This window comes from Streptomyces noursei (assembly GCF_016917755.1).
GTDB classification, from domain to species: Bacteria; Actinomycetota; Actinomycetes; order Streptomycetales; family Streptomycetaceae; genus Streptomyces; species Streptomyces yunnanensis.
Map to the genome: position 1 here is coordinate 5,320,097 of NZ_CP070326.1, position 23,266 is coordinate 5,343,362.

General features: G+C 71.6%; 21 protein-coding genes. 14 read left to right on the forward strand and 7 right to left on the reverse strand.

Annotated features, from left to right (window positions below; translation table 11 throughout):
• Nucleotides 1-113 precede the first annotated feature (113 nt).
• Nucleotides 114-935, forward strand: coding sequence for a helix-turn-helix transcriptional regulator (locus JNO44_RS23575; protein WP_205365985.1), 822 nt, complete (start codon nt 114-116; stop codon nt 933-935).
• Here JNO44_RS23575 and JNO44_RS23580 read toward each other — a convergent pair.
• Complete coding sequence (locus JNO44_RS23580) at nt 830-1,975, reverse strand: methyltransferase domain-containing protein (protein ID WP_240167633.1); 1,146 nt, start codon at nt 1,973-1,975, stop codon at nt 830-832. The two genes, JNO44_RS23575 and JNO44_RS23580, sit on opposite strands and share 106 nt — an antisense overlap.
• Between JNO44_RS23580 and pdxR the strand changes: the two genes are divergently transcribed.
• Entirely contained in the window at nt 1,974-3,608 is a 1,635-nt protein-coding gene (gene pdxR / locus JNO44_RS23585; RefSeq protein ID WP_205365986.1) for a MocR-like pyridoxine biosynthesis transcription factor PdxR, read from the forward strand. The genes JNO44_RS23580 and pdxR overlap by 2 nt on opposite strands.
• 5 nt (nt 3,609-3,613) lie before the next feature.
• Here the strand turns inward: pdxR and JNO44_RS23590 are convergent, their stop codons facing one another.
• Complete coding sequence (locus tag JNO44_RS23590) at nt 3,614-4,075, reverse strand: nuclear transport factor 2 family protein (protein ID WP_073444303.1); 462 nt, start codon at nt 4,073-4,075, stop codon at nt 3,614-3,616.
• A gap of 157 nt (nt 4,076-4,232) precedes the next feature.
• Between JNO44_RS23590 and JNO44_RS23595 the strand changes: the two genes are divergently transcribed.
• From JNO44_RS23595 to JNO44_RS23620, 6 genes are all read left to right on the forward strand, one after another.
• Nucleotides 4,233-4,865, forward strand: coding sequence for a TetR/AcrR family transcriptional regulator (locus JNO44_RS23595; RefSeq protein ID WP_205365987.1), 633 nt, complete (start codon nt 4,233-4,235; stop codon nt 4,863-4,865).
• 130 nt (nt 4,866-4,995) lie between these two features.
• Entirely contained in the window at nt 4,996-5,424 is a 429-nt protein-coding gene (locus JNO44_RS23600) for an SseB family protein (protein WP_205365988.1), read from the forward strand.
• Nucleotides 5,425-5,437: 13 nt separating this feature from the next.
• Entirely contained in the window at nt 5,438-6,052 is a 615-nt protein-coding gene (locus JNO44_RS23605) for a hypothetical protein (protein WP_205365989.1), read from the forward strand.
• Nucleotides 6,049-10,917: a putative T7SS-secreted protein gene (locus JNO44_RS44515; RefSeq protein ID WP_275695767.1), complete on the forward strand. Its 4,869-nt coding sequence runs from the start codon at nt 6,049-6,051 to the stop codon at nt 10,915-10,917. Before JNO44_RS23605 ends, JNO44_RS44515 begins: the two co-directional genes overlap by 4 nt.
• 11 nt (nt 10,918-10,928) lie before the next feature.
• A complete protein-coding gene (locus JNO44_RS23615) occupies nt 10,929-11,354 on the forward strand; it encodes a hypothetical protein (RefSeq protein ID WP_205365990.1) in 426 nt (141 codons plus the stop codon).
• 169 nt (nt 11,355-11,523) lie between these two features.
• Nucleotides 11,524-12,156, forward strand: a complete 633-nt coding sequence (locus JNO44_RS23620; protein WP_205365991.1) for a DUF1266 domain-containing protein — start codon at nt 11,524-11,526, stop codon at nt 12,154-12,156.
• A gap of 89 nt (nt 12,157-12,245) precedes the next feature.
• Here JNO44_RS23620 and JNO44_RS23625 read toward each other — a convergent pair whose 3' ends face one another.
• Nucleotides 12,246-12,599, reverse strand: a complete 354-nt coding sequence (locus JNO44_RS23625; RefSeq protein WP_205365992.1) for a hypothetical protein — start codon at nt 12,597-12,599, stop codon at nt 12,246-12,248.
• A 133-nt stretch (nt 12,600-12,732) separates the two neighbouring features.
• On the opposite strand from JNO44_RS23625, the gene JNO44_RS23630 reads away from it, so the two are divergent.
• Nucleotides 12,733-13,527: a helix-turn-helix domain-containing protein gene (locus tag JNO44_RS23630; RefSeq protein WP_205365993.1), complete on the forward strand. Its 795-nt coding sequence runs from the start codon at nt 12,733-12,735 to the stop codon at nt 13,525-13,527.
• The gene (locus JNO44_RS23635; protein WP_205365994.1) at nt 13,520-13,744 is read left to right on the forward strand and encodes a DUF397 domain-containing protein; all 225 of its coding nucleotides are present in this window, start codon (nt 13,520-13,522) and stop codon (nt 13,742-13,744) included. Before JNO44_RS23630 ends, JNO44_RS23635 begins: the two co-directional genes overlap by 8 nt.
• Here JNO44_RS23635 and rocD read toward each other — a convergent pair.
• The 3 genes from rocD to JNO44_RS23650 all read right to left on the reverse strand — a co-directional run bounded on the left by rocD (nt 13,741) and on the right by JNO44_RS23650 (nt 16,651).
• Entirely contained in the window at nt 13,741-14,964 is a 1,224-nt protein-coding gene (gene rocD / locus JNO44_RS23640; protein ID WP_240167635.1) for an ornithine--oxo-acid transaminase, read from the reverse strand. The genes JNO44_RS23635 and rocD overlap by 4 nt on opposite strands.
• Nucleotides 14,961-15,860: a dimethylargininase gene (gene ddaH / locus JNO44_RS23645; RefSeq protein ID WP_205365995.1), complete on the reverse strand. Its 900-nt coding sequence runs from the start codon at nt 15,858-15,860 to the stop codon at nt 14,961-14,963. The genes rocD and ddaH overlap by 4 nt, the downstream gene beginning before the upstream one ends.
• 197 nt (nt 15,861-16,057) lie before the next feature.
• On the reverse strand, nt 16,058-16,651 hold the full coding sequence (locus JNO44_RS23650; RefSeq protein ID WP_235093917.1) for an Lrp/AsnC family transcriptional regulator: 594 nt from the start codon (nt 16,649-16,651) through the stop codon (nt 16,058-16,060).
• Nucleotides 16,652-16,919: 268 nt separating this feature from the next.
• On the opposite strand from JNO44_RS23650, the gene JNO44_RS23655 reads away from it, so the two are divergent.
• Both JNO44_RS23655 and JNO44_RS23660 read left to right on the forward strand, forming a co-directional pair.
• Nucleotides 16,920-17,702, forward strand: a complete 783-nt coding sequence (locus JNO44_RS23655; protein ID WP_205365996.1) for a GntR family transcriptional regulator — start codon at nt 16,920-16,922, stop codon at nt 17,700-17,702.
• 61 nt (nt 17,703-17,763) lie between these two features.
• Entirely contained in the window at nt 17,764-19,224 is a 1,461-nt protein-coding gene (locus tag JNO44_RS23660; protein ID WP_240167636.1) for an MFS transporter, read from the forward strand.
• Between the two features lie 21 nt (nt 19,225-19,245).
• Here the strand turns inward: JNO44_RS23660 and JNO44_RS23665 are convergent, their stop codons facing one another.
• The gene (locus JNO44_RS23665; RefSeq protein WP_420882671.1) at nt 19,246-20,859 is read right to left on the reverse strand and encodes an amidohydrolase family protein; all 1,614 of its coding nucleotides are present in this window, start codon (nt 20,857-20,859) and stop codon (nt 19,246-19,248) included.
• Between the two features lie 408 nt (nt 20,860-21,267).
• Here JNO44_RS23665 and JNO44_RS23670 point away from each other — a divergent pair, with 408 nt between their 5' ends.
• Together JNO44_RS23670 and JNO44_RS23675 are read left to right on the forward strand one after the other, a co-directional pair.
• A complete protein-coding gene (locus tag JNO44_RS23670) occupies nt 21,268-22,194 on the forward strand; it encodes an ATP-grasp domain-containing protein (RefSeq protein WP_205365997.1) in 927 nt (308 codons plus the stop codon).
• On the forward strand, nt 22,191-23,027 hold the full coding sequence (locus JNO44_RS23675) for an ATP-grasp domain-containing protein (protein ID WP_205365998.1): 837 nt from the start codon (nt 22,191-22,193) through the stop codon (nt 23,025-23,027). Before JNO44_RS23670 ends, JNO44_RS23675 begins: the two co-directional genes overlap by 4 nt.
• Nucleotides 23,028-23,266: the final 239 nt, after the last annotated feature.

The following is a 23,266-nucleotide window of genomic DNA, read 5'->3' on the forward strand; positions in this document are numbered from 1 at the left end:
CGAACGGCCGTACAGAGACCGATTATGCTGGTGTTTTCGCTACCACCGACCGCACGCGCACCACTGGCCGGACACCCGTCACCGGCCGGGCGCCGCCGCCCTGGGGGAGGGCCATGGCCGACGAGGACAGGCGGCGCGCCCTGGCGGAGTTCCTGCGCGCGCGCCGGGAACGGATCACCCCGCGGGAGGCGGGCATCCTGGCCGGGCCCCGGCGGCGGACCCCCGGGCTGCGGCGCGAAGAGGTAGCCCAGCTCTCCGGCGTCAGCGTCACCTGGTACACCTGGCTGGAACAGGCCCGGGACATCGGCGTCAGCCGGCAGGTCCTGGCCAGCCTGGCGCGGGCCCTGATGCTCGGCCCGGTCGAGCGGCGCCATCTGTACGCACTGGCCGGCGAGTTGCCCCCGGAGCAGCCGGACCGCTCCGGCCCCGGGCCCGCCCTCCAGCGGCTGGTGGACGCACTGGACCCGCACCCGGCCTATCTGCTCGACGCCAACTGGGACCTGGTGGCCTGGAACCGCGCCGAGGCCGGGCTGATCGGCGATCCCGGCCGGCTGGCGCCCGACGAGCGGAACCTGCTCCGGGTGGTCTTCACCGACCCGGCGATGCGGACGCTCCTGGTCGACTGGGAGGGGCAGGCGCGGGACCTCGTCGCCCAGTTCCGGGCGGACGCCGGCGAGCGGTTCGGCGATCCGCGGGCCGAACGGCTGATCCGGGAACTCTCCGCGTGCAGCCCGGAGTTCACCCGGTGGTGGCAGGCGCACCACCTCGCGGACTTCGGAAGCACCCGGCGGGAGTTCCGCCATCCGCGGGTCGGGGCGCTGACCTTCGACTATGTGAAGCTGGCGGCGCTGGAGGCGCCCGGGGTCAAGCTGTTCGTGTGCATGCCGCACGACGAGCCGACGCGGGAGAAGCTGCCCGCGCTGCGGGAGTGCTGACCCGACCGACCCCGACCGCCCCCGTCCGCCGGGTCGTCGGCGGGCCGCACGGCCACGGCCTTGAAGAACGTGTAGTGGAAGCTGCCACCGGGCTCCGCGGAGCGCCGTAGGTCGGTGATGCCGCGGTCCCAGTCGGCGGGCGCGGTCAGCCCGGCGGCGAGGGCCTCGTCCCGGACGGATTCGACCATGGCGATGAAGGTGCGGCGGGTGAAGCCGGAGACGAGGCCGGGCCGGCTCGCGTCCGCGTAGACGGTACGGGGCCGGACGGCGACGTCCGCGAAACCGGCCCCGGTGAGCAGGGGGTGCAACTGCCGCCCGACCAGGGCGTTCCCGCCGGCCGCCGCCTGCAGGCGGACCTGGTGGTCGATCACCCGGCGGGCGGCCGGGCTGTCCGGGTGGAAGACCACCGAGCCGTGGTCGCCCTCGATGGCGGTGAGGGTGCCGCCGGGGCGCAGTACGCGGCGCAGCCCGGTCAGCGCGCGGACGGGGTCGGGGAGGTGCTCCAGGACGAAGCAGAGGAAGACATGGTCGAAGGAGGCGTCGGAGAAGGGGAGTCGGTGCAGGTCGGCGTGGTGCCAGGTGACGTTGGCCGCCGCGTGCGGGGCGTGCGCGGCAAGCTGGGCGCGGGCCTGGTCGAGCGAGGCCGCGGAGCGGTCGAGGGCGGCGATGCGGGCGCCCGGACTGCCGTTGACCAGGTGCAGGGTCTGCGCGCCGACCCCACAGCCGACCTCCAGGACGGTGCTCCCGGCCGGGTAGGCGGTGCCGGCGTGGAGCAGCTGCGCCAGGGTGTCGGCCTGGTCGCCGAGGCGGCGCGCCTCCCGGTCGGAGTAGCCGTGGACGTAGGCGGGGGAGGGGAGTCGGGACGGGCGCGGGGACGGCGACGGGGATGCGGACGGATGCGGGGACGGCGACGGTGACGGTGACGCGTACGAGTACGGGGGTGGTGGCGTGTCCGGTGCCGAGGAGGCGGGGAAGTACGGGGATCCGGCGGGGAAGTCCGGGGATCCGGCGGGGGGTTGGGGCTGGTCAGGCGCGTTCATGGAGCAACCGTCGCCGGATAATGGTCCGGTGGACAGGTCCAAAGAGCATCCGGTTGAAGGGTCCATAACGTCGGGGTCCGCCACCGGTTCCGATTTCCTCCAGCTGAGGATCGCGGCAGCGCCGGCGGGGGGCCGGGCGGACTGGCTGGCCGGCGAGCTGCGGCGGGCGATCGCGGACGGCCGGCTGCCGGTCGGGAGCAGGCTGCCCGCGACCCGGGTGCTCGCCGCCGACCTGCGGGTCTCCCGCGGCCTGGTCACCGAGGCGTACCAACGGCTGCGCGAGGACGGCCAGGTGGCCGGGCGGGGCCGCGGCGGCACGGTGGTGGTCGCGGCACCCATGACGGCCGCCGCGGGGCCGTCGTCGGGCGCCGGGGCGACGCCGGAGCGGGAGGCGCCACGTCCGGGCCCCGCGGCCTTCGCCGCCCCACCCCGCAGCGACGTCTTCGACGCCCTGCGCGCGGCCCCCGCACGGATCGACCTCACGCCCGGCCTGCCCGACCTCGCCTCGTTCCCCCGCGCCGCCTGGCTGCGTGCCGAACGCGCGGTGCTCGCCGGCCTCCCGTCGGCGGCCCTCGGCTACGGCGACCCCCGGGGCACCCCCGAACTGCGCCGGGCGGTCGTCCACTGGCTGGCCCGCAACCGCGGCATCCGGGCCGACCCCGCCGACGTCCTGATCGTCTCCGGTACGGCACAGGCACTCGGCCTGATCACCCAGGTGCTGCTCCGCGACGGCATCGACGCCCTCGCCGTGGAGGACCCCGGTTCGCTCGGCGCCCGCCAGCACCTCCAGTACTGGGGCGCGGCGACCCCGCCGGTCCCGGTGGACGAGGGCGGCGTCCGGGTCGATGCGCTGCGGGCGACCGGCGCGCGGGCCGCCCTGCTGACCCCGGCACACCAGTTCCCGACCGGCGTGGTGCTCGACGGGGCCCGCCGCCGCGACCTGCTCCGCTGGGCGAGCGACACCGGCGGCCTGATCGTCGAGGACGACTACGACGCCGAACACCGCTACGACCGCCCGCCGGCCCCCGCCCTGCACTCCCTCCTCGCCGACCATGTCTGCTACGCGGGCAGCGTCTCCAAACTGCTGGCCCCCGCCCTACGGGTCGGCTGGCTGCTGGCCCCGCCCCGCTACCGGGAGGCGCTGGTGGACGCCAAGCGGTTCGCCGACCTCGGCAACGCCGCGCTGCCGCAGCTGGTACTGGCCCGGTTGATGGAATCCGGCGAACTGGAGCGCCTGATCCGGCAGTTGCGACGCCGCCACCGGGCGCGTCGGGACGCCGTGATCGCCGCCGTCCGCCGCCACCTCCCGGCCGCGGCCGTACACGGCGCCGCGGCCGGCCTGCACCTGACGATCACCTTCCCGCCCGACGTCCCGCCCGACACCGAACTGGCCGCCGCCGCCCTCGCCCGCGGTGTCAAGGTCCATCCGCTGTTCTGGCACAGCCAGCGCCCCTACGGCCGACCGGGCCTGGTCCTCGGCTACGCGGCGCGCACACCGGGGGAGTTGGCGGAGGGCGTCGCCGTCCTGGGGGAGGCGACCCGGGCGGTCGGCGGCCGGGGCGGAGGGGGCGTCAACAGCGGCCGGGGCGGAGGGGGCGGCCGGGACGAGAGCGGTGGCCGGGGCGGGCCGTGAAGCCCTCAACGGAACGGAATCGGCAGCCCCCGTTCCGCCTCCGGCCGCGCCCCGAAGATCCGCCGCTCCGCCTCCTCGATCCGGACGTCGTGGATCCCGGCCTCCCGCCTCCCCATCAGCCCGGACGCGTCGAACTCCCACAGCTCATTGCCGTAACTCCGCCACCACTGGCCTTCGGCGTCCCGGCTCTCGTACTGGAACCGCACCGCGATCCGGTTCCCCGCATACGACCAGAGCTCCTTGCGGAGCGCGTAATCCAGCTCCCGCTCCCACTTCCGGCGCAGGAACGCGACGATCTCGGCGCGCCCGGCGAGGAAGGTGTCCCGGTTCCGCCAGACCGAGTCCTCGGTGTACGCGAGGGCCACCCGCTCGGGATCACGGGTGTTCCAGGCGTCCTCGGCGGCCTGGACCTTCTGCCGCGCACTCTCCTCGTCGAACGGGGGGAAGGGGGGCCGGGGTGCGGTCATGGTGTGACTCCTGTCTGTGCGGGTGCGGGTGCGGGTGTGAGCACGAACGCAAACGCGAGCGTGAGCGTGAGCGTGAGTGCGACAACGTGAAGAACGCTCGTTCTCCACCCGCTCGGCTAGTCTAGAGAACGAACGTTCTCCACGGAAGGTGGCCCCTGTGACGGCCCATGGCAACGCCCCCGAGGGCGTCCCCGACGACGTACGGACGCGGATCCTCGACGCCGCGGAGCGGCTCTTCTACGAGCGCGGCATCCAGGCCGTCGGCATGGACGAGCTCCGCACCGCCGCCGGCGTGTCCCTCAAGCGCCTCTACGGCACCTTCCCCGCCAAGCACGACCTCGTCGAGGCGTACCTCCGCCGCCGCGACGCGCGCTGGCGGGCCGACCTGGCCGCCTACGTGGACGCGGCTACGGAGGCAGGTGGCGCCGTCGCGGCTCCTGCGGACCGCCTCCTCGCCGTCTTCGACTGGCTCGGCAGCTGGTTCGCCGCCCAGGACTTCCGCGGCTGCGCGTTCATCAACGCCTACGGCGAGCTCGGCGCCACTTCGGAGGGCGTCGCCCGCGTCACCCGCGACCACAAACAGGCTCTGCGCGCCTACCTCGCCGACCTCGCCCGCCCCTCGAACCACCCCGACCCGGCCGCCCTCGCCAGCCAGTTGGCGCTCCTGGTCGACGGCGCGATCACCGCCGCCGCCATATCCGGTGAACCGGCCTCCGCCCACACCGCCCGTACCGCCCGCACGGCGGCGGCGGCGCTCATCGGGGCGATCGCAACCACCCCCAATATTTGAAAATAAAAAGAACTCCCGGCCGGTTTATTCGGACATCGCTCGGCGGTGTTGTCAGTGCCGTATGCCAAAGTTGACCCAGCAGTGAGTTGACGAGTCGATGAGTTGAACCGCGACGGGGGAGGGGCTCGCCATGCCGTTGGCGGACGAGGTAGCGGCGTTCCATGAGGGGCGGCCGAATCCGGCCGCGCTGATCGGTGAATTCCGGCGCGCGGTCGTGATACTTCCGGTCGTCAACGACAGCTTTCTCTCCGGCGAGTTGGACGGTATCCGCTGGCTCTACGCATTCAGTGACGAGGATGCCCTGTCCCGTTTTGCGGCGACCCGCGAGAGTGAGCTGGGGACGGGCCGGCAGTACGTCACCGCGGTCGGCGCCAGGGTCCTCGACGTGGTGATTCCCGCCATCGAGGGGCCGGTGGGCGTGGCCCTGGATGCCGGGAGCGCGCAGGGCATGCTTTTCCCGCCGGTATCCGGAATCGTCCCGGATCGCGTCGCCGTGGACGCGAGCGAAGACATATCCACGGCCTCATCGGCCGGCACGTCGGGCACCACGAACGTCTAGGGGGAGAACGTCCATGGGGCTTATCGAGGGAAGCGGTTACAGCGCCGACCCCGAGGCTTTTGAACAGCTCACCAAGGGCATAAAAGCCGCGACGAGCGAACTGAAGGAGCTGGGTTTTGATATCGAGGCCCAACTCGGCCGCGGTTTCGACAAGTTGTCCCTGGACGCCATGGAGTGCGGCGACGACGGATTGGCGTCGGTCTTCTCCTCGTTCTGCGACCGCTGGGGCTGGGGCGTCCACAACCTGATGCAGGACGCCAACAGCTTCTCCAAGAAACTGGGTATCACCGCCGGTCTCTATTACGAGCAGGAGCAGTACGCCTCCGACATCCTCAAGCAGGGTGCGAACGCCGCGTTCGGCGACCCGACCAAGACTGCGGAGCAACTGCACAACACGTCCTGGAGCAAGCTCAAGGACGACGCCATCGACGCGAACACGGACTTCGACTGGAACCCGAACTCGGCGGCCTCGCAGGAGTCGTTCCAGCGGACGAGCGACGCCGCGCAGCGGTTCGGACACGAGGTCACCTCGATTCCCGACCGCCTGAAGAACGGCGGCGAGGACCCGTCCGAGACCACGTCAAAGCTGGAGGGACCGGGGCGGACCCACGGGGGTAGCGACAAGTGAACTGGTTGGGGGACGGCGTCAACAAGGTCGCCGAGGGGGTGGGCGAGTTCACGGACGCCGTGGAGCGCGGTGCCGGTGAGGCCGTCGAGTTCGGCGCCGACAAGCTGGGCGACGGCCTGGAGGCGATCGGTGCGGACGGTGCCGCGGCGAAGGTCCGCTCGGGCGGGGACAAGCTCGCCGGCGCGCTGGGCGCCCATGTCGACGAGCGACAACTGGGCGAGACCGAGGACCCCAAGCAAATCGTCCACGGGGACGTCGAGAAGCTCAACGAGACCGTCTCCCATCTGAAGGACTTCGCGGCGGCGTTCAACCGCGTCGCCGACGGCATGCGCAAGCTGGGCTCCGGCCGGGGCTGGAGCGGGCAGGCCGCGGACGCCTTCCGCGAGGCGTTCGAGATGCACCCCAAGCAGTGGATGTACGCCGCCGACGCCTGCGATGACGCGTACCAGGCGCTGAAGGCGTACGCGGAGACGATCTCCTGGGCGCAGGGCAAGGCGTCCGAGGCGATCGGGAAGTACCGCCAGGCACAGCAGGACCGCGAAAACGCCCTGCACGCCTGGAAGTCGAAGGTCGACACGTATGTGGCGCAGGGAAACAGCTACAACGCCGCCGTCCAGCGCGGCGAGGACCCCGGCCCGCAGCCGACCCCGCCCGGCGACTTCGTGGACCCGGGCACCGAGGGCCGGGATGCCGCGCAGGACATGGTCAAGAACGCCCGCAGCCAGCGGGACGAGGCCGCCGAGCGGGCCCGCAACGCCATCCAGAGCGCCCTGGCGCACGCCCCCGACAAGCCGCAGTTCACCGACCTGGCGAGCGCGGGCCTGAAGGACGGCGCCAAGGCGTTCGCCATCGAGCACATGCACCTGGCCGGCGGCATCGCGAAGGCCGGCATCGAGACCCTGAACCTCGCGCGCACGGTCAACCCCCTCGACCCCTACAACGTCGCCCACCCCTTCCAGTACGCCTCGAACGTCTCCACCACCCTCCTCGGCCTGGGCCAGTCGGCCATGCATCCCGTGGAGATGGCCAAGGGCATGCTCGGCTCCGGCTGGGGCAGCGACCCGGTGGAGGCGTACGGCACGCTGCTCGGCAACATGGTCGGCGGCAAGGGGGCCGGTGGGCTGGCCAAGGGGGCATTGAAGGCGGGCGCGAAGGACGCCCTGGAGGGCGCCGCCCGTAACGCCGCCAAGGAAGGCGGCAAGCGAACGATTCGCGACCGTCTGCGTACGGGCTGGTGCAAGACGTTCGGCAGCGACCCCATCGACATGGCCACCGGCCGGATGATCCTGCCGCAGACCGACATCAGCCTGCCCGGCAGCCTCCCCCTCTCCTTCACCCGCACCTTCGAGTCGTCCTACCGCACCGGCCGCTGGTTCGGCCGGACGTGGATGTCCACCCTCGACCAGCGCCTGGAGATCGACGCCGAGGGCGTCATCCTCATAGGCGAGGAGGGCAACTTCCTCCTCTACCCGCACCCGGCCGTGGGCGTCCCCACCCTCCCCCTCGAAGGCGAGGGTGCCCCGCTCTCCCGCACCCCGGACGGCGACTACTTCCTCGTCGACCCGGCCACCGGAATCCGCCGCTACTTCACCACCCACACCGAGAACCTCGCCCTCCTCGACGAGATCTCCGACCGCCACGGCAACCACCAGACCTTCGACTACACCGAGGACGGCACGCCCACCGCGATCACCCACAGCGCCGGCTACCGCCTCCTGCTGACCACCGAGAGGACCACCGACGGGACCACCTGCGGGACCACCTGCGGGACCACCGAGGGCGCCCGCATCACCGCCCTCCACCTGGCCGGCGCCGCCCCCGACGGCAGCGACCAACTCCTCGTCACCTACGGCTACGACGCCTTCGGCCACCTCACCACCGTCACCAGGCCCTCCTGCGACCGCCCCCTCCGCTTCACCTACGACGACGACGGCCGCATCACCTCCTGGACCGACACCAACGGCAGCAGCTACACCTACGCCTACGACGAGGCGGACCGCTGCACCTCACAGGGCGGTATCGCCGGCCACCTCCGCGCCCGCTACATCTGGGGCGACCCGGCCCCGGACACCGGCCTGCGCACCAACCGCTTCTTCAACTCCCAGGACCAGCTGACCACTTACCAGGTCAACGACCACCACCAGATCGTCGCCACCACCGACCCGACCGGCGCCACCACCCGCACCACCCGCGACACCAAGCACCGCATCCTCACCACCACCGACGCCCTGGGCCGCACCACCCGCTTCACCTACGACGACGAGGGCCGCCCGGTGGCGGTCACCCTCCCCGACGGCACCACCTCCACCACGACTTACGACGCCCACGGCGACCCCCGCACCGTCACCGGCCCGGACGGCACCACCTGGACACACACCTACGACGCCCGCAGCCTCCGCGTCGCCACCACCGACCCCGCCGGCGCCACCACCACCTACACCCACGACGCCCGAGGCAACCTCGCCTCCGTCACCGACGCCCTCGGCAACATCACCCGCATCACCTGCAACGCCGCCGGCCTCCCTCTCGCGGTCACCGACCCCCTGGGCCACACCACCCACTACACCCGCGACGCCTTCGGCCGCACCACCTCGGTCACGGATCCCCTGGGCGCCACCACCCACCTCCAGTGGACCGTCCAAGGCAAACTCGCCGCCCGCACCGATCCCACCGGCGCCACCGAGACGTGGACCTACGACGGCGAGGGCAACCGCCTCACCCACACCGACGCCGTAGGCCAGACGACCCACTTCTCCTACACCCACTTCGATCTCCTCTCCACCCGCACCGACCCCGACGGCGTCCGCTACGAGTTCGCCCACGACACCGAACTCCGCCTCACCCAGGTCACCAACCCCCAGGGCCTCACCTGGAACTACACCTACGACGGCGCCGGCCGCCTGATATCCGAATCCGACTTCGACGACCGCGTCCTGTCCTACGCCCACGACGCGGCAGGCCAACTCGCCTCCCGCACCAACGCCCTGGGCGAGGTCACCACCTACACCCGGGACCCCCTCGGCCGCATCACCGAGAAGAACGCCGCGGGGCTGCTCACCACCTACGCCCACGACCCCGCCGGCAACCTCCACCGGGCCGCCAACCCCGACGCCACCATCACCTACACCCGCGACACCCTGGGCCGCGTCCTGACCGAAACGGTCAACGACCGCACCATGACGTTCACCTACGACATCCTGGGCCGCCGCACCTCCCGCACCACCCCCACGGGCCACCACACCACCTACACCTACGACGCCGCCGGCAACCGCACCGGCATGGACATCGCCGGCCACCCGCTCTCCTTCGAGTACGACGCCGCCGGCCAGGAACTCACCCGCACCATCGGCGGCACCCTCCACCTCACCCACACCTGGGACCCCACCGGCCGCCTGACCAGCCAGTCGCTGTCAGCAGCAGCCACCAACCCGACCGGCACCGCCCAGTCCGAACTCCACCAGGTCCTCCAACGCGCCTACACCTACCGCCCCGACGGCCACCTCACCGCCATCGACGACTCCAACTCCGGCCGCCGCACCTTCGCTCTCGACCGCGCGGGCCGTGTCACCGCCGTCCACGCCACCGACTGGACCGAGACTTACGCCTACGACGAAGCCGGCAACCAAACCCACGCCACCTGGCCCGACCGCCACGTCAACCCCTCAGCCCAAGGCGGACGCACCTACACCGGCACCAACATCACCCGCGCTGGCCGCATCCGCTACGAACACGACCCCTTGGGCCGCGTAACCCTCCGCCAAAAAACCCGCCTCTCCCACAAACCAGACACCTGGTACTACACCTGGAACACTGAAGACCGCCTCACCTCGGTCATCACCCCCGACGGCATCACGTGGCGCTACCTCTACGACCCCTTCGGCCGCCGAACAGCCAAACAACGCGTCGCCGATGACGCCGCCACCGTCGCCGAGCAAACCGACTTCACCTGGGACGGCCCCACCCTCACCGAACAATCCACCCACGCACCCGGGCGCCCAGATGCCCTATCCCTCACTTGGGACCACCAGGGCCTGGCTCCGCTTGGTCAAACCGAATGCAAAGCCACTACGCTGGCCAATACCGCTCAACAGGTAATAGATCAGCGCTTCTTCGCCATCGCCACCGACCTGGTCGGCTCCCCCACCGAACTCGTCGAGGCCTCCGGCTTGATCGCCTGGCGTACCCGTACCACCCTCTGGGGCACCACCACATGGAATCGGGAAGCGACCGCCTACACCCCCCTCCGATTCCCCGGCCAATACTTCGACCCTGAAACTCAACTTCACTACAACCTCCACCGCTACTACGATCCAACAAGTAGCCGCTACCTCAACGCCGACCCCTTCGGTCTCGTACCGGCTCCCAACCCCGTTGCCTACGTCCACAACCCGCACATGTGGACAGACCCCCTCGGCTTGGCACCATGCGGCCGAAGCATGGACTATATGGAGGACAGTGGCATACCTGCTGGATCTCCCGTCACGCACGGAGAAACTGGGACTCTCATCGGTTCAGACGGCGCCAGTCGTCGTAACTTCCAGAATGTACTCAACATGGGTGAACACGATGTCGTGGCACATGGGTCAAGGGACGGCTTCCTGGAGCTCCCAGAGGGCCCTGTAAACGGCGGGCAAATAGTTGACGCTGTCGCTAATAATCCTCACTACCACGGCGGCCCTCTGCGTCTCATGGTCTGCCACTCTGGCGCTGACGCATCAGGGATAGCCCAACAAGTAGCCAATGAGTTGGGTGTCACGGTGAGGGCCCCCACAAATAAAGTGGGAACAAATCCCATGCTCGGCCCCGGGCAAATCCCCCAGATCGCCGACGGAGGATACTGGAGAACATTCCTCCCTGTGATATGAAGGAGTCACCCTTGGAACTGGTGGGGTTCTTCCGAGAGATGGAACCGAACAATGCAGAGGTGTACAAGGAATCAATCACGAATGCGTACGGACGCGGAGGTGGCTATGAAACGGCATTGGTGTCGACGTACCTGAGATCTGGGTATCCGATCCTGGATGTCACAGAATCCACTGTGGATGCCATCAACGGCTCCTTTCGCGTGCCGGGAGGATCCTCCATTCTGACTGACGGGAGGTTCGTTTGGCGTGAAGACCTGGCCACATACGTGGACCGCTACTCGCTGTCTCTTCCCGACTCCTTCTTGGATTACATCAGGGAAAACAACTTCAAAGTACCCAACGTGGCTCACGGACACATTTTGGAACTATCGTTGTCAGTGGGTGAACTTCTCGGATTTCGCACAGACTCCGGAGCCGGCCCCCGGAATGCCACCTAGCACGTTGCTCGCGCTGGCAGGTTCGTCACCCGTGGCGGGAATAAAGGGTGCGGTATGGGGAGCATCCTGCAGGGCATGAGCGGGCTGGGCGAGGATATTAGCGAGATCACGGCGAGTGCTCCTTGCTGGCCGTTTGACCTGATGGCCGGCGTGCGGTGAGGATTCCCGTGTGAACGCGCGAATACTTGCCGGAGCCCTGCTGAAGATGGTGTTCGGGCCATCAGCGAAGAGGCGCTATCGTGTCCCGCTGACTGCTCACCAGCAGTGGATGGTTTCGCTGGACGCAGTCTTGGCGGAGAGGATGTGGGGGCACAGCCACTTGATGCTCTACCCCCTGAAGCGGATCAACTCCACCAACTGCCGGGTCAGCCTGCAACAGAGCTGGGATATCACGTCCCCGGAAAGCCTGCATTCGACCTTGCATTGGCTGGCCTCGGAGGGCCACCGAAGGCAGATGGCATCGGTCATCGGACACCCCCCAGTCGCGTGGGACTTCGGCCGCTACGTCACCGTCACGCGGCTGGCGTTCGGGGCCGGTTACATCGACGAAGCAGGCGCCTGGCAACTCCTCGCGAACGCGGTCGCACCTGTGGCCCAGACCTACTCATCGTGGCAGGCTTTCGCCCACGACTTCGTCACTGCGCGCGAGCTGTGGATGCGTAACGCCGGGAACGAGTGGTCTGGTTCCCATGAGGGCACTGTTCAGGCTGTGCATCGCCTGTTGGATCCGACGAACACCAGCAGTCCGTGGCAACAGATCCCGTGGGAGACCATTTACCACAGCGACCACATGCCCGCGTAGTGCCAGTGACAAGCGTGCCAACGGCTCACTGCGCTGCGGTTTTGGCGCCGATTTCGCTCGGGAGCCTTACGCGCTCTTCAACGCGCTGCTCACTCTGACGTGAGGTCCGGCTCGTCCGGCACGCTCGGCGCGAGTAGGCGGCCGAGGCGGCTGTCGGCGATGCGGAGGGTGTTGCCGAGGGAGGTGGTGGTGCGCATGAGCATGAGGCGGAGGAGGAGCGGGCCAGCGGATGAGTTGCGCAGGGTCGTCTCGGCGTCGGTGTAGGCGACGGCGGCGTTGTGCATTTGTTGTTCCTCCATGCGGTCCGCCCTTCGGGAGAGGTACCCGTTGCCGTCGCCCGACGCGGCCAGGTAGCAGGGCCGTCCGTCCCATGTTTCCCAGGGGAGGAGGCGGAGGGGTGAGCCGGGTCGTTGGGCGTTGTCGGGGTCGTACTCGTATTGCATGCGGGCGTCTCCCTGGCGGTTCCGGCTGTGGCCGGATGGCTTCTGTGGATAAGTCACCAGGGTTGCGTCGCTGCGCGTAGGGTTTCAATAGACGGACAGTGACGGCGGGTTGGTCACGAGGGGGTACGCGCGCGTGGGTACTACGTACGGAGATTGGCTCAAGCAACAACGGGAGCTGGCGGGGCTGACGCAGCAGCAGTTGGCGGATGCGGCGATCATGACCCGTTCGCATATCGCGCACATCGAGGCAGGCCGGCGGGTCCCCTCCAAGGAGGATGCGTGGAGATTGGACCGCGCCCTCAGCACCGGGAATGTGCTGAGTAGCTTCTTGCCGCAGGACGACTCGGCGGTGATCGACTACTTCGAGGCGGCGCTACACCTGGAACGGCAGGCGACGGTGATCCGGGAGTATGCGCTGTCGTATGTGCCCGGCATCCTGCAGACGGAGGAGTACGCGGGTGCGGTTCTGGACGCGGCATACCCCTCCCGAAGCGACGAGGAGCGTGACCGACTCCTTGTCACACGTGTAGGGCGCGCGAAGGTCCTTGCGAATCCGGTAACGCCCGAAGCCTGGGGGCTGTTCGACGAGGCGGTGCTACGCCGTCCGTTCGGCGGTCCGGAGGTCATGGCGGGCCAGATCATGCACATTGTCCGTTTGGCCGAAGCGCAGCGGGTGCGGGTACATGTCTTGCCGCTGGGCCGGGGCGTGTATCCGCTGCTGCAAGGGATGCTGTCTTTGATGTGGTTCGAGGACCAGCCCCCGGCGGCCTACTCCGAGGGGCAAGCCGTTGGCAAGGTGCATGACTCCCCGGCTGTGGTCGAGCGTCTGCAGGGTGCATACGCTCTCGCCATGGGCGAGGCCCTGTCGATGGCGGAGTCGATTGCCTTCATGAGAGCGACAGCGAAGGATTACGGACACGATGACTGAGCACACCATCCAGAGCGCTGCCTCGCTATGCGGTTGGCGTAAGTCCTCCTACAGCGGGTCCGAAGGGGGCAGTTGCATCGAGGTGGTCGACAACCACCCCCACGGCATACCCGTCCGCGACTCCAAGGCCCCGCACGGGCCGGCGATCGTGGTTCCGGCGGGGGCTTGGAGTGCGTTTGTGGATGCCGTTAAGGGCCAGGCGTTCGGCGGGCGTTAGGCGAGTACGCGGCCCAACGTGGCGATTGCCGAGGTCAGTTCGTGCTCGGTGATGGTCAGGGGCGGGGCCAGGCGGATCGTTGAGCCGTGGGTGTCCTTGACCAAGACGCCCTCGGACAGGAGGCGTTCGCTGATGGTGCGGCCGGTGCCCAGGGCGGGGTCGATATCGACGCCGGCCCACAGGCCGCGGGCGCGGAAGGCGGTGACGCCCTTGCCGAGGAGGTCGGTGAGGCCGGAGTGCAGGACCTTGCCCAGGTCGGCGGCGTGGGATTGGAATTCGCCGGTGGTGAGGAGGTCGACGACGGCCGTGCCGACGGCGGCGGCGAGCGGGTTGCCGCCGAAGGTGGAGCCGTGTTGGCCCGGGCCGAGGACGGACATGACCTCGCGGCGGGCGACGACGGCGGAGACGGGGACGATGCCGCCGCCGAGGGCCTTGCCGAGGAGGATGACGTCGGGGACGACCTGTTCGTGTTCGACGGCGAGGGTGGTGCCGGTGCGGCCGAGGCCGGACTGGATTTCGTCGGCGATGAACAGGCAGTTCGCGCGGCTGGTCGCGGCGCGGACGCCGGCGAGGTAGCCGTCGTCGGGGATGATGACGCCGGCCTCGCCCTGGATGGGCTCGATCAGGACGGCGGCGGTGGTGTCGTCGATGGCGGCTTCGAGGGCGGCCAGGTCGTTGTAGGGGACGGTGCGGAAGCCGGGGGTGTAGGGGCCGAAGCCGGTGCGGGCCTCGTCGTCGTCGGAGAAGCTGATGATGGTCGTGGTGCGGCCGTGGAAGTTGCCGCCGGCGACGACGATGGTGGCCTGGTCGGCGGGGACGCCCTTGACCTCGTAGGCCCATTTGCGGGCGAGCTTGATGCCGCTCTCGACGGCCTCGGCGCCGGTGTTCATGGGGAGGACCATGTCCAGGCCGGTGAGCTCGGCCAGTGCGCCGGCGAACTGCCCGAGGCGGTCGTGGTGGAAGGCGCGGGAGGTGAGGGTGAGGGCGTCCAGCTGGCGGTGGGCGGCCTCGATGAGGGCCGGGTGGCGGTGGCCGAAATTGAGCGCCGAGTAGCCGGCCAGCATGTCGAGGTAGCGGCGGCCCTCGACGTCCTCGACCCAGACGCCCTCGGCGCGGGAGATGACCACGGGGAGGGGGTGGTAGTTGTGGGCCAGGACCGGGGCCTCGGCCTCGATGAGGGAGGCGGAGGAGCGGCGGGTGTCGGTGGGCGCAGTCGTCATGGGCGAAGCTCCTGGGTGCAGCACTTGATGCCGCCGCCGGCCTTGTGGAACTCGGAGAGGTCGACGGGGACGGGGACGTATCCGCGGGCGGTGAGTTGGTCGATGAGGTGCGTGGCCCGGGGGGCGACGAAGACGTGGCGGCCGTCGGAGACCGAGTTGAGGCCGAAGGCCAGGGCGTCGTCGCGGGTGGCCAGCACGGCGTCCGGGAAGAGCTGGCGGAGCACTTCGCGGCTGCCGGGGGAGAAGGCTTCGGGGTAGTAGGCGAGAGCCGCCCCGCCGGCCCCGTTGCCGCCGGTGCCCATTCCGTCGGCGGGGAGGCCGTCGGCGGCGAGGCCGTCGTCGAGGACGAAGAGGGCGGTGTCCAGGTGGTAGAAGTACGGGTCGGTCAGCTGGAGGCTGATCACCGGGCGGCCGAAGAACTCCTGGACCTCGGCGTGTGCGTCGCGGGTGGTGCGGAAGCCGGTGCCGGCGAGGAGGTAGCGGCCGACGGGGACGAGGTCGCCCTCGCCCTCGCAGGGCGAGGCGGGCCGGTGGAGGTCGTAGCCGGCGCCCTTGAACCAGATCTCGTACTCGTGGGACTCGGGCCGGCGCTGCGGGGCGTGGAAGAGCGAGCCGAAGGCGCGACCGCCCACGACGACGGCGGAGTTGGCGGCGAAGACCATGTCGGGCAGGCCGGGGGCCGGCCGGACGGTCTCGACGGTGTGGCCGTGGTCGCGGTAGGCGCGGACCAGGTCCTCCCACTGCCGCAGGGCGAGTGCGGCATCGACGTCGGCGTCCTCGCGCATCCAGGGGTTGATGGCGTACTCGACGGCGAAGTGGGTGGGCCGGCAGAGCAGATAGCGCCGGGCGCGCGGCGTCCGGGGCGCCCGGGTGAGCGCGCCGCCGGGGTGGGTCATGGGCACAGAAAGGGCCTCCGCTTCCTGGGGTCCGTATCCACTGCCCGCCGGTCGGCACGACGGTCCGCACGCTCCGTGGGTCCGTACGGTCCGTCATGGGTCGTCACCGGGGGCAATACACGGTACGAAGCGGCGGATTCCGGCCACAAGAAATGAATGCTGCGCAGGTACGCAGGAATGCTGCTTGTGGCGGCTGGCTAGCGCTGGTTTGCTGCGCGTCGGAGCGGCTGAGGATGGACCCGAGCGCCGTCGCCGGCCCGGCCGGCGGCCTGGTGGGCGGCCCGGTCGTCGGGGCGGGCGGCGGAACGGTCGTCGGAAGGACGGCGGGCACCGGCCTCGGGGCTGTCCGGGAGGAGGTGCGAGAGCACCATGTAGCTGATCGTCTTCCGGATGAATGGCTCGGTGCGGATGCGTTCGAGGACCTCCTCGAAGTGCTCGACGTCGGTGGCGCGGACGTGTAGCAGGGCGTCGGCGCCGCCGGTGACGGTCATCGCGGCGGCGATCTCCGGGTGGTTGCGGACGACCTCGGCCAGCCGCCGGGGCGGGGCGGCGCTGTCGCAGTAGACCTCCACGTACGCCTCGGTGAGCCATCCCAGGGCGGCGGGGCGGACGGTGGCGGAGAAACCGGTGATGACGTTGGTCTCGCGGAGGCGGTCCACGCGGCGTTTGACGGCGGTGGGGGACAGGCCGATGGCCGAGCCGATCTCGGCGAAGCTGGCGCGGCCGTTCTCGATCAGCGCGGCGACGATCTTGCGGTCCAGTTCGTCGAACGGCGCGGACTTGGTGCTCATGGTGCGGCCCTTTCTTCCTCTCCTCCTCGCGACCCCGGGCCGGGTCGTTACCCGTCCCCGGGTCGGGGGAGTGCAGTCACGGTAACCGGGACCGGCGGGTGGTGGCGCAGCGCCCGGGCGTCCGGATACATCCCCAGGTCAGGCATGTGTGCAGGTCAATGGTGGTGGCGTAACTCCGCCGTAACGGGGCTTGCTTAGCGTCGGGGGCCCGGCGTTCGCTCGTCGGGGCTCATGGCAGGCGGCGCGGCGGGGCGTGAGGAGGGCGGGCATGGACGCGGACGACGGCGGGGACGGCCACTGCGGCGGCGCGGTCGGCGACGGGCCGACGCGGGCGGACCGGGCGCGGCGGGTGGCGCATGTGCTGCGCGGGCAGGTGGTGCGGGGCGCGTTCGCCGGGGGCGTGCTGCCCGACGAGCGGGCGCTGGTCGCGGAGTTCGGGACCTCGCGCAACACGGTCCGGGAGGCGCTGGGGCTGCTGCGCGACGAGGGGCTGGTGGAGCGGCGGCGCGGGGTGGGGACGGTGGTCGTCGGCCGGACCTACGAGCATCCGCTGGGGGAGCTGTCCGGGCTGGCCGAGGTGTTGCAGCGGCACGGGACGGTGGTCAACGAGGTCCGGGCGGCGCGGATCGTGCGGGCACCGGGGTCGGTGGCGCGCCGACTGGAGCTGCCGGAGGGGAGCCGGGCGGTGTATCTGGAGCGGCTGCGGCGGGTGGACGGGATGCCGCTGTCCCTGGACTGCACGTACCTCATCCCCGAAGTGGGCGAGCCACTGCTGGCGTTGGGGCCGGAGCGGCTGGAGAACCGGGACGTCTTCGAGCTGATCGAGCGCGCGGCCGGGCGGCCGCTGGGGTCGGCGGAGGTGGCCGTGCGGGCGGTGGTCGCGGACCCGGCGACCTGCGCGGTGCTGGGGATGACGGCGGGCGGCGCGGTGCTGGCCGTGGACCGGCTGACGCGGCTGGCGGACGGGCGGCCGGCCGACCTGGAGTTCATCCATCTGCGCGGGGACCGGCTGACGCTGCGGGCGCGGCTGGACCGGGTCCGGGAGGGGTGAGCCGGTGCGGTCGGGTCGGGTGCCCGCGCGGGCGCCGGTGACGTGTGCGATGTGCCTGTGCGTGGCGCTGGTCGTCGGCATGGTCTCGGCGGTGAATCTGGCCATCCCGGATCTGGCCGCCGGGCCGTTGCACCCGTCCGCGGCGGCGGTGGTGTGGGTGGTGGACGGCTATGTGGTGGTGTTCGCGTGTCTGCTGGTGCCGGCCGGGGCGCTGGCCGACCGGCGCGGGCGCAAGGGCACGCTGCTGTGCGGGATGGCGGTGTTCGTCCTCGGCTCGGCGGTGTGCGCGGTGGCGCCGCACGTCGGGGTGCTGATCGCGGGGCGGATGATCAGCGGGGTGGGGGCCGCGGCGGTGCTGCCGAACACCCTCGCGCTGCTGGTGGACGGGCTGTCGGACGGGCCGCGCCGCCGGGCGATCGCGGTCTGGGCGGCCATGACGGGGCTCGCCGCGGTGCTGGGCAATGTGGGCGGGGGCGCGGCGATCCAGTACGGGAGCTGGCGGGCGCTGTTCGTGTGCGTGGTGCCGGTGGCGGTGGGCGCGTCGGTGCTGGTGGCGGTGGTCGCGCCGGTGGCGGGGCGGCATCCGGGGCCGGTCGCGCCGCTGGCCGCGGCCCTGTTCACGGGTGGGTTCCTGGCCCTGCTGAACGGGATCGTGAGCGGGCCCGGGGAGGGGTGGCTCGGCCCGTGGGTGCTCGGTTCGTTCGGGGCGGCCGGGCTGCTGCTGACGGGCTGGGCCCGGTGCGAACTGCGCTCCGCGCGGCCCCTGTTGGACCCCAGGGTGTTCGCCCGCCCCGCCGTCCGGGCCGGGGCGGTCGGGATGGCGGTGCTGTTCCTGGGCATGTTCGGGCTGTTCTACCTCAACGGCCAGTACCTCCAGTACGCGAAGGGGTACGGGCCGTTCGGCGCCGGTGTGCGGCTGTTGCCGATGGCGGCGGCGCTGCTGGCGGGGCCCCGGTGCGGGCTGGTGCTGGAGCGCCGGTGCGGGCGGCGCGGCACGGTCGCCACCGGGATGCTGGTGCTGGCCGGCGGGCTGGCCACGGTGTCGGCCGCCGATGCCGGTACGCCGTATGCGCTCTACGCCGTCGGGGCCGGGCTGACCGCGCTGGGCTGCGGCACCGCGACCCCGCTGCTCTCGCACGCGATGATGTCCGCGCTGCCGCCGGAGGCCGCCGGGGTCGGCTCCGGACTGCAGAGCCTGACCCGGGAGTTGGGGAGCGCGCTGGGGATCGCGGTGACCGGGACGCTGACCGCGGCGGTGTTCACCGCCCGGCTGCCGGCGCCGCTGGCGGGGCCCGGGGCGCCGACGACGGTCGCGGCGGCACAGGCCGCGCTCGGAGGCCTGCCGGACCGGGGCGGGGAGCTGCGGACGGCGGTGATCGGGGCCTTCACGGACGGGCTGCACCTGGCGACGCTGGTGCTGGCGGCGGGGGTGGCGGTGGCGGCGGGGGCGGTCTTCCGGTGGATGCCCCGGGAGGGGGAAGCGGAAGCGGGGACGGCGCGCGCAAGCGCAGGGGGCGGGTAGCCACACCCCGCCCGGCCGCGCCTACCGCGGCTCCACCCGCTGGATCTTGGCCCGCGCGACCACCTCCGGTCCCACCGTCGCCGCGCGGGCGATCAGCGCGCGGGCGTCCCAGTCGGGCGGCCAGCCCTCCCAGATGCGGAGCCGGCCGCCGACCACCACGGCGCGGATCTGGTCGCGGCCGGCCAGCCGGACGAGTTCCCAGCCCAGGTCGTAGGAGGGGGTGAGTTCGGGGACGGCGAGGTCCACGAGGAGGTAGTCGGCGGCCTGACCGGCGGCGATCCGGCCCGTGACGCGGCCCAGCCCGAGGGCGTCGGCGCCGCCCGCGGTGGCGTGCTCCAGCCACAGGTGCCCGGCGCCGCACACCGAGTCGCCCGAGGCCAGCCCGTAGGCCAGCCGCTGGGCCGTCTCGGCCGCGTCGACCAGCCGGAAGCCGTCGCCGCGGGTGCCGTCCGTACCGGTGCCGAAGCGGACGCCCAGCGCGGCCAGCATGGTGGCGTGCGCGACGGCGTTGCCCTTCCAGGCGCTGGCCACCGGGTTGTAGCTGATCGCCGCGCCGGTGTCGGCCAGCTGCCGCATCTCCGTGGGCGTCAGGAGGGTGGCGTGCGCGCCCAGGGTGTGCGGGCCGAGGGCGCCGAGGTGGTGCAGGTAGTCCACCGGGCGGCGGCCGACGCTCTTCAACGAGCGCTCCACGGAGGCCAGGTGTTCGTTGACGTGGATCTGGAGCACCGCCCCGGCCTCGGCACAGAGGTCGGCGGTCCGTTTGATGACCGGGCCGGTGGCGTCCTCGGGGACGGCGATGGCCAGGGAGGGGTGGACGAGCGGATGGCCGTGCCAGCGCGCCAGATGGGCCGGGCCGCCGGTCCCGGCGGAGACGATCTTGCCCAGGACGCACCGGATGCCGGCCTCCTCGGTGCCCTGGGCGATCGCGGCCACGTCGACCGGCGCCCGGGTCCCGGCGTCGGCGACGGTGGTGAAGCCGCCGCGCAGCGCCTCCAGCGCGGCCAGCTTCGCCGACAGATAGGCGCTCTCCTCGTCCAGGGCGTGTTCCAGCGGCTCCCAGACGGTCTTGAAGATCTCCGACGGCTGGCCGAACGACTGGGCCTTGCCGAAGCCCTGGGTCAGGTGGTGGTGGGCGTCGACGAAGCCGGGCATCAGGAGGTGGCCGGGCAGGCGGATCGGGGCGGGGCCGGCGCGGTGCGCGGCGAGGAGCCGGGCCGCCGGACCGACCTCGCGGAAGGTGCCGTGCTCGACGAGGAGGGCGTGGTCGCGCACCGGGCCGTCCGGCAGCAGCACCACATCCGGGACGAGGAGCTGGCGGGGACCGGCGAAGTGGTCGGGGCGGAGGGCGGGGTGGGCGTCCCGGGGCTGCGCGGAGGCGGTGCCGGCGCCCGGTCCGCCGAGCAGGCCGCCGGCGCCGGTCAGCCCGGCCACCCCGGCGAGGAAGCCGCGCCGACCGAGGCCGCCGCGGGGGTCGGCCCCTTCGGGCGCCGCGTCGGATGCCGCGTCGGACGCCCCGTTGTGGGCCGCTGCGCTCCGTATGCCGTCCGGCCGTTCGCCGTCCGGCCGTTCCGCGTCCGGACACCCGCCGGGAGCCCCGGCCTCCTGGGGCTCCCGGCCCCGCTGCTCGTTCGCCAACCCGCTCGCCTGCTTCCGTCGCCGCGTACGTAGGCGCGGCCGGGCCCGTGATCGGGTCGGCCGCGCTGGGTGGCCCGACCCTAGGGTCGGGCCATAAAGCGGAACAAGGCTTTCGACATACGGGATTTGGTGAGGTCGCGGAGGAGTGGCGCAACCCCGCGCGGGGCGTGGCGCGTCCCAGCTCACGGCGTGTGCCGAGGTCCCGTCCGGTGGCGTAACGTCGCCGAAACGGGAGCTCCGGGGCGGCGGCCGGGCCATGGCCGAACGCCTGATCGCCACATGGGATCCTGGTGCGTCATGTTTCCGCCGGGCGGACGGTGTGCGTACGGCGACACGGGGAGGACGTCCGCTGCTGTGGTGGGCGGGTTGGCGATACGGGTGGACGTGCGGCGATACAAGGGTGCATCGATGAGACTCTGCTTCCTGGTGGAGGAGCAGTACCGCCACGACGGCATGCCGCAGGACGTGATCGGTCAACTCCGCGCGTGGGGACACCGGGTGGACGTGCTCTGGCCGGGCCGTTCGCTGATCCGGATGTCCGAGTTGTCCGGCGCGGTGGCGGAGGGCGACCATGACGCCTGGGTGCTCAAGACCGTCTCCGGCGGGCCCGGGCTGACCCTCCTGGAGGCCGCCGCGACCACCGGACTGACCACCGTGAACGACGTACGCGCCATACGGGGCGTACGGGACAAGGCGCTCGCCGCGGTGATCGCGCGGGCCAGCGGGCTGCCGGTGCCGATGACGTACGCGGCGGTGCGGGCCGAGGAGTTCGCCGAGGTCCCCGAGGCGGAGTTCCCGCTGGTGGTGAAGCCTGCGGACGGCAGCTCGGGGCGCGCGGTGCGGCTGGTGGAACGGCCCGAGGAGCTGGCTGCCGGGGCCCGGGCGACGGCCGACGGCACCGGCGACGGCATGCTGATCGCCCAGCCCTACGTCCCCAACTCCGGTACCGACCTGAAGGTCTACTGCGTCGCCGGCGACCTCTACGCGACCGAGCGCTGCTCCCCGCTGCACCCGGGGCGGGCCGTGGCGGAACGGCAGGTGCCGCTGCCCGCCGAGGTCGCCCGGATCGCCGCCGAGATCGGCGAGGTCTTCGGCCTCGACCTGTACGGGGTCGATGTGCTGCTGGGGCCGGACGGGCCGGTCGTGGTCGACATCAACGACTTCCCGAGCTTCCGGCAGGTGCCGGACGCGGTCGCCCGGGTCTCCGCGGCGGTGCTGCGGCTGGCCCGGCGCGGCACCGACCGCGCTCCGGTGCCGGCGCTGCCGTTCATCGGCCACCAGCGGCCCCCGCGGCCGGCGGCCGAGGCGGTCGGGGCGGTCGGGGGCGCACGATGAGGGTCGGTGTGATCAGCGCCGATCCCGGGCACCCGCTGCTGGCGGCGACGGCGGCGGTGCTGCGCGGGGACGGTCACCGGGTCGGCTTCGTCGGCCCGGACGGTGTGCCCCTCGCCGGGGGAGGGGAGCCGGGCGGGGCCGCCGCGCCCGGGGCGCTCGCCGACGTCTATCTGCTCAAGGCGCGGACGCCGCAAGCGCTGGCGCTCGCCGGCCGGCTGGAGGGCCGGGGCGCGCCGGTCGTCAACTCCGTTGCGGCGACGGCCCGTTGTCAGGACCGGGTGGAGATGGCCGCGATGGCCCGGGCGGCCGGAGTGCCGTTCGCGGAGACGCTGCGGACGGCGACGGTCGGCGAGCTGGTGGCGGCCGGGCCGGATCTCGGCTTCCCGCTCGTCCTCAAGAGCCGCGACAGCCGCCGTCACGACCTCGTGGCGCGCGTCGACACCCCGGCCGGACTGGCGGAGCTGGCCGCGGCATGGTCCGGCGAAACCGTGATCGTCCAGGAGTTCACCGCCAACAGCGGTTGGGACCACAAGCTGTGGGTCGTCGGCGGGCAGCTCTTCGCCGCCCGTCGCCGTTCCGAACTGTCCCCGGGCGGGCGCGGTCCGAACCAGCCGCTGCCGCCCGCCGCCCTCCCCTTCGCCTGGATCGAGGCCGCGCTGCACATCGGCGCGGTCTTCGGCCTGGAGGTCTACGGTGTCGACGTGCTGCACGCCGGGGCCGGCGCCGCGGTGATCGTGGACATCAACGCCTTCCCGGGCGTCCGCGGCCAGGTGGGGGCCCCGGAGGCGCTGGCGGCGCTGGCGCTCCGCCGGGCCGAGAGCGGTGCCATGTAGCCCATGTGACCCATGTGTCACATCTCTTCATCGCCAACTCAACTCGAAAGAGTGCCGGTTCAGCGCGGGTGCGACCCGACGAGCCTACGGCGACGAACCTCGGGGTAGGGCTGCGCCGTCCATGGGGTGCTTCGGCGCGCCCTCCTTCCGTACACACCGTCCGTGCGGAGGGGCATCGGTATCGGGAGAGGCCACCAACGGTGACGCAGCCGCAGCCCACGTCGCAACCCTTCACCTTG